The sequence below is a fragment of the Streptomyces triticirhizae genome, from assembly GCF_003696235.1.
Taxonomy (GTDB): Bacteria; Actinomycetota; Actinomycetes; order Streptomycetales; family Streptomycetaceae; genus Streptomyces; species Streptomyces triticirhizae.
The window spans coordinates 1-4,998 of the sequence record NZ_RFFJ01000298.1 but is presented as its reverse complement, the minus strand read 5'-3'; the positions used below and the strand labels follow the sequence as shown (position 1 = coordinate 4,998).

The 4,998-nt window shown below is 76.4% G+C and carries 5 protein-coding genes; 3 read left to right on the top strand and 2 right to left on the bottom strand.

The window, feature by feature from the left end; translation table 11 throughout:
- Positions 1-823, bottom strand: an 823-nt coding sequence (locus EBN88_RS28500) for an amidase family protein (RefSeq protein WP_233581072.1), incomplete at its 3' end; no start/stop codon positions are given.
- Entirely contained in the window at positions 820-1,839 is a 1,020-nt protein-coding gene (locus EBN88_RS28495; RefSeq protein WP_122399898.1) for a LacI family DNA-binding transcriptional regulator, read from the bottom strand. The genes EBN88_RS28495 and EBN88_RS28500, both read right to left, overlap by 4 nt.
- A gap of 322 nt (positions 1,840-2,161) precedes the next feature.
- Here EBN88_RS28495 and EBN88_RS28490 point away from each other — a divergent pair, with 322 nt between their 5' ends.
- From EBN88_RS28490 to EBN88_RS28480, 3 genes are all read left to right on the top strand, one after another.
- Positions 2,162-3,310, top strand: coding sequence for an ROK family glucokinase (locus EBN88_RS28490; RefSeq protein WP_122399897.1), 1,149 nt, complete (start codon positions 2,162-2,164; stop codon positions 3,308-3,310).
- Positions 3,307-3,879 carry a hypothetical protein gene (locus EBN88_RS28485; protein ID WP_233581071.1) on the top strand — a complete coding sequence of 191 codons (573 nt, stop codon included), beginning with the start codon at positions 3,307-3,309 and terminating at the stop codon, positions 3,877-3,879. The genes EBN88_RS28490 and EBN88_RS28485 overlap by 4 nt, the downstream gene beginning before the upstream one ends.
- 125 nt (positions 3,880-4,004) lie before the next feature.
- Positions 4,005-4,703, top strand: a complete 699-nt coding sequence (locus EBN88_RS28480; RefSeq protein WP_199742523.1) for a GNAT family N-acetyltransferase — start codon at positions 4,005-4,007, stop codon at positions 4,701-4,703.
- Positions 4,704-4,998 lie beyond the last annotated feature (295 nt).

Sequence of the window (4,998 nt, the reverse complement as noted above, 5' to 3'; positions counted from 1 at the left end):
CCAGCCGCACGCGGTGCTCCGCCCGCACCAGCGGCCCGCGCGCCTCCCAGCGCGCCAGCGCGCGCTCCGCCACCGCCGCGACCTCGGGCGCCGTCGCGGCGAAGCCCAGATCCACCGACCACACCACCCGCACCGGGCGCGATGCCCCGGCCGGCGGCCCGGGCGAGGGGACCGCGACCGCGTCCAGCCAGGCCGCCGCGTCCGCCGGGTGCCGCACCAGCGGCCCGCCCACGTTCAACCCGGCCCGATCCCGCGCCGGCACCCGCCCGTTGGTCGGCTTCAGCCCGACCACCCCGCACCACGCGGCGGGAACGCGCACCGAGCCGGCGCCGTCGCTTCCGGTGGCCAACGGCACCATCCCGGCGGCCACCGCCACCGCCGAGCCGGCCGACGAGCCGCCGGGGGAGCGGTCCGGCAGCCACGGGTTGCGGGTCGCCCCGCGCTCCGTCCAGCCCCAGGTGCGCCAGGGCGTGCCGGGCCCCGGCGTCGCCGTGGCGCCCACCGGCACGCAGCCGGCCGCCACCAGCCGCCGACTCTGCCAGGAGGCCGTGCCCTCCGTGCCCTTGACGCCCAACGGCACGCCGGCGAGGGGCGGTTGGGCGCCGGCCCGCACCGCCGCGTCCACCTCGGCCGCCCGCTCCAGCGCCGCCTCCGGCCAGACGGCGGCGAACGCCCGCAGCTCCCCGTCGACCTCCGCGATGCGCCGAAGCGCCGCCTCGACGACGGCCACCGCCGACAGCCGGCCCGCGCGCACGCCGGCGGCCACCGCCCGCGCCGACAGCCCGGCGTACCCCTCGATCACCCACTTCGCGTCCCGCGTCAACTCCCCGGCGGCGGCGGGGCGGTGGAGCCGCGCAGCGTGAGCGAGGGCGCGGTGTCCTGGAGGTCACCCGGGCGCTCACCGCTGGCCGCCGCCCGCAGCCGGCGCGCCGCCCGCGCGCCATAGCCCCCGATGTCGCGACGGAGCGCCGTCAATGGCGGGTTGACCAGCTCGCACAGCGCCGAGTCGTCCCAGGCCACCATGGACACGTCCGTGGGCACCCTCAGCCCCAGGTTCTGGGCCGCCGTCACCCCGGAGAGCGCCATCACGTCGTTGTCGTAGATGATCGCCGTCGGCGGGCGTTCCCGGTCGAGCAGCTCCCGGGTGGCCGCCGCGCCGCCCTCGCCGCTGTAGTCGGCCTCCAGCGTCCGCCCGCCCAGGCCGAGTTCGGCCGTCGCCCGTTCGAAGGCGGCCGTCCGCACCGAGGTGTGCCGCAGCCGGTTCGGGCCGGAGACCCGCGCCAGCCGGCGGTGGCCCAGGTCCGCCAGGTGGATGACCGCCGTGGTGACCGCCGCCGCGTCGTCGCTCCACACCGCCGGCAGCCGCCCGGTCCCCACCGGCGCCCCGATCACCACCGTCGGCATCCCCAGCTCCTCCAGCACCGGAACCCGCGCGTCGGCCACCTGGAGGTCGACGAGGAACACCCCGTCCACCGCCCGGCGCGCCCACCACGAGCGGTAGAGCGCGATCTCGGCGGCCTGGTCCTCGGCCATGGTCAGCAGCAACGGCGTGGTGTCCGTCGCGAGTTCGGCCTGGATGCCGGAGATCAGCTGCATGAAGAAGGGTTCGAGGCCCAGGGTGTGCGCCGGGCGGTCGATGACCATGCCGAACGCGCCCGCCCGTCCGTCCGACAGGGCCCTGGCCGCGCTGCTCGGCTGCCAGCCCAACTCCTCGGCGATGGCCAGAATGCGTCCCCTGGTGGTCTCCGACACCCCGGGGCGACCGTTGAGGGCGAAGGAGACGGCGGCCTTGGTGACCCCCGCCCGATGGGCGATGTCCTGCATGGTCGGGCGTTTCAACGGACCTCCTCGCGACCGGCCCCCGCGCCGGAGCGGGGCGCTCGGCACGGCTCCCGCAATGATCCCCGGTCCGCCACCAGGCCAATCGGCCGCCCCCGCCCCACCCGTTCCGGCCGCCGCCCCGGCGTGGTGGGGGACCGCCGGCGCGCACGCCGCGCGCGCCGGCGCGGGTACCGTTCGGGGGGTGCGTCGCCCGCCGTTCCCCGTCGCTTTCCCGGCCGTCCCTCGCCCGGACACCCGGGCGTTCCACGGCCTTCGGCGGCCCGCCGCCTGCCGGTGGGCAGGCCGCCACCCGTCGGCGGGGTAGGGCACAATCGAGCCGATGAGTACCTACCGTGAGCGTGCGCACCGCCAGACGGCGCGGGCATCGGTCCTGCGCGCCATCGCCAGTCGCGAGCGCTCCTCACATCTCTCCGCGCCCCGGGTGCCGACCGTGGGCATCGACATCGGCGGCACCAAGGTGATGGCGGGCGTGGTGGACGCCGACGGCACCATCCTGGAGCGGGTGCGCACCGAGACGCCGGACAAGTCCAAGAGTCCCAAGGTGGTCGAGGACACCATCGCGGAGCTGGTGTTGGACCTCTCCGACCGGCACGACGTGCACGCGGTGGGCGTCGGCGCCGCCGGCTGGGTCGACGCCGACCGCGCCACGGTGCTGTTCGCGCCCCATCTCGCCTGGCGGAACGAGCCGTTGCGCGAGGCGCTGGCCGCGCGCCTGGCGGTGCCGATCATGGTGGACAACGACGCCAACACGGCCGCCTGGGGCGAGTGGCGCTTCGGGGCCGGCCGGGGCGCCGACCACCTGGTGATGATCACCCTGGGCACCGGCATCGGCGGCGGGATACTGGAGGCCGGCAAGGTCAAGCGGGGCGCGTTCGGCGTCGCAGGCGAGTTCGGCCACATGCAGGTCGTGCCCGAAGGACACCGCTGCCCCTGTGGGAACCGTGGCTGCTGGGAGCAGTACAGCTCGGGGAACGCGCTGGTCAGGGAGGCGCGCGAGCTGGCGGCCGCCGACTCCCCGGTGGCCCACCACATCCTGGACCGGGTGAAGGGGCAGATCGGGGACATCACCGGCCCGTTGATCACGGAGCTGGCCCGCGAGGGCGACCCGATGTGCGTGGAACTCCTCCAGGACATCGGCCGTTGGCTGGGCGTGGGCATCGCCAACCTGGCCGCCGCGCTGGACCCGGCGCGGTTTGTGGTCGGCGGCGGGGTCAGCGACGCCGACGAGCTGCTGATCGGCCCGGCCAGGGAGGCGTTCCGCCGCCAGCTGACCGGGCGCGGGTACCGCCCGGAGGCCACCATCGTGCGGGCCGCGCTGGGAGCCGACGCGGGCATGGTCGGCGCCGCCGACCTCGCGCGGCTGGTCGCGCGCCGCTTCCGCCGGGCGAACCGCCGGCGTGCCGAGCGGGCGCACCGCCCCGCCTTCGACCTGCGGCTCACTCCACGCGGTTGGGCGGGTGAGCAGTGACGACCACGTTGAGCACCCAGGGCGGCACCTCCGACGTGCCGCGCCGGCCGCCGCACCGGCCCCGCCACCGCTGGCTGGTGGCGCTGACGGTGCTCCTGCTGATCGCCATCCCCGCCGGGTACATGGTGCTGTCCGCCTACCAGAGCCGCGACAGCGGCGAGGACAAGGCCAGGGCCGCCTCGGCGCGCACCCTGGTCTACGAGTGGCCCAGCAAGGTGCAGCGCCGCATCTACGACATCCCGATCCCGGGCGGCTCGGCCTACGTCGGCCACTTCGAGACCAACTCCTGGGACAGCAGCACCATGTACGTGGAGTTCCGCTGCTCGCCAAGCCAGCTCAGCGGCTTCCTGGAGGAGCTGGGCACCAGCAGGGGCGGCCTGGTCGAGGGCACGGTGACGATCCCGACGCGCCAGGCCGAGACCGTCGGCTGGGCCTTCGACGAGCCGGGGCGGATCTACGCGGGGACCATCGTGCGGCAGTCGGAGCACGAGCCCGAGGTGGCGATCACGGTCGACCTCACCAGGGAGGAACGCCCGCGCGTCTACGCGGTCTCCACGACCGAGCCCTGAGCGGACCCACCTTCCGAACGCCGGGCCCCGGGCCGGGTGAGGCGGCGCGTGGGGCGTTGGGGATCATGGAGCGTCGACGAGACGGCCGGGCGCCGGGCCCGGCCGAGGAGAGAGGCGGCCGGACGATGTCCCCACACCCGCACGCCGGCGACGGCGTGACCGCACAGGGCGCCGGCGCGCTGGCCGAGGTGCTGCGGGCGGCGGCCCGGGGCGACTTCCCGCCGGCGGACGGCGGGTTCACGGTGCTGCCGCAGCCAGGACCGCGTGACGCGGGCGTGTTGGGGATGAGCGCGCACGCGGTGATCTTCGCGGACGTGGAGCCGGGGTGGGTGCGCGAGGCGCTGCTGGCGGCCTCGCCCGACCAGCTGGCCGCGCCGCTGGGCCCCGCGTTTCTCGTCGCGTTGGGCGCCCACACCGGGCGCCGGGTCAACATTGTCGACGTGTTGACCGTCGCGCCCGCCCTGCCGGAGCGGCCCGAGGTGCCGCTGACCGAGATCACCGAGACCGACCATCCCCGGGTGGTGCGGGCGCGGAGGTTCCGCGACGCGGTGCGGGTGTGGGGGACCGACGGCGGGGTGCTCGTGCTGGGGCGGGGCGTCGCGGGACGCTGGGAGATCGCGATCGAGGTGGACGAGGAGGCCAGGGGGCGGGGCCTGGGCCGGGCGTTGGCACTGGCCGGCCGGCAACTCCTCCCCGAGGGCGAACTGTTGTGGTCGCAACAGCCGCCGGGGAACGCGCGCAGCGTCCGCGCCTTCCAGGCCGCCGGGTTCCGACCGGTGGGCGGGGAGGCCCTGTTGGTGGCGGACGGGCCGGCGGCGGGCTGAGGGGGAGCCCGTCTCTCGGCGGGGCGTCGTGGGCGGGTGTCGGGGCGATTGTCAGTGGGGTCGATTACGGTGTGTGTCCAACGCTGAGCGGTGGGGCATCGGCGGCGGGCCTCGGGCGTTCTGGGGCCGGGGAAGGGGAGCGATGAGCGGACGGGACACGACACGGACCCTTGGGAAGGGGCGTGTGGGGCGGTGGCAGGCCGGGGAGTGGGCCGCGATCGCGCCGACGCTGCGGGCCGGGCGCCGGGCCGCGCCGGGTCCGGCGGGCCGGCGGCGCCGGCAGGGGCGTCGCCAT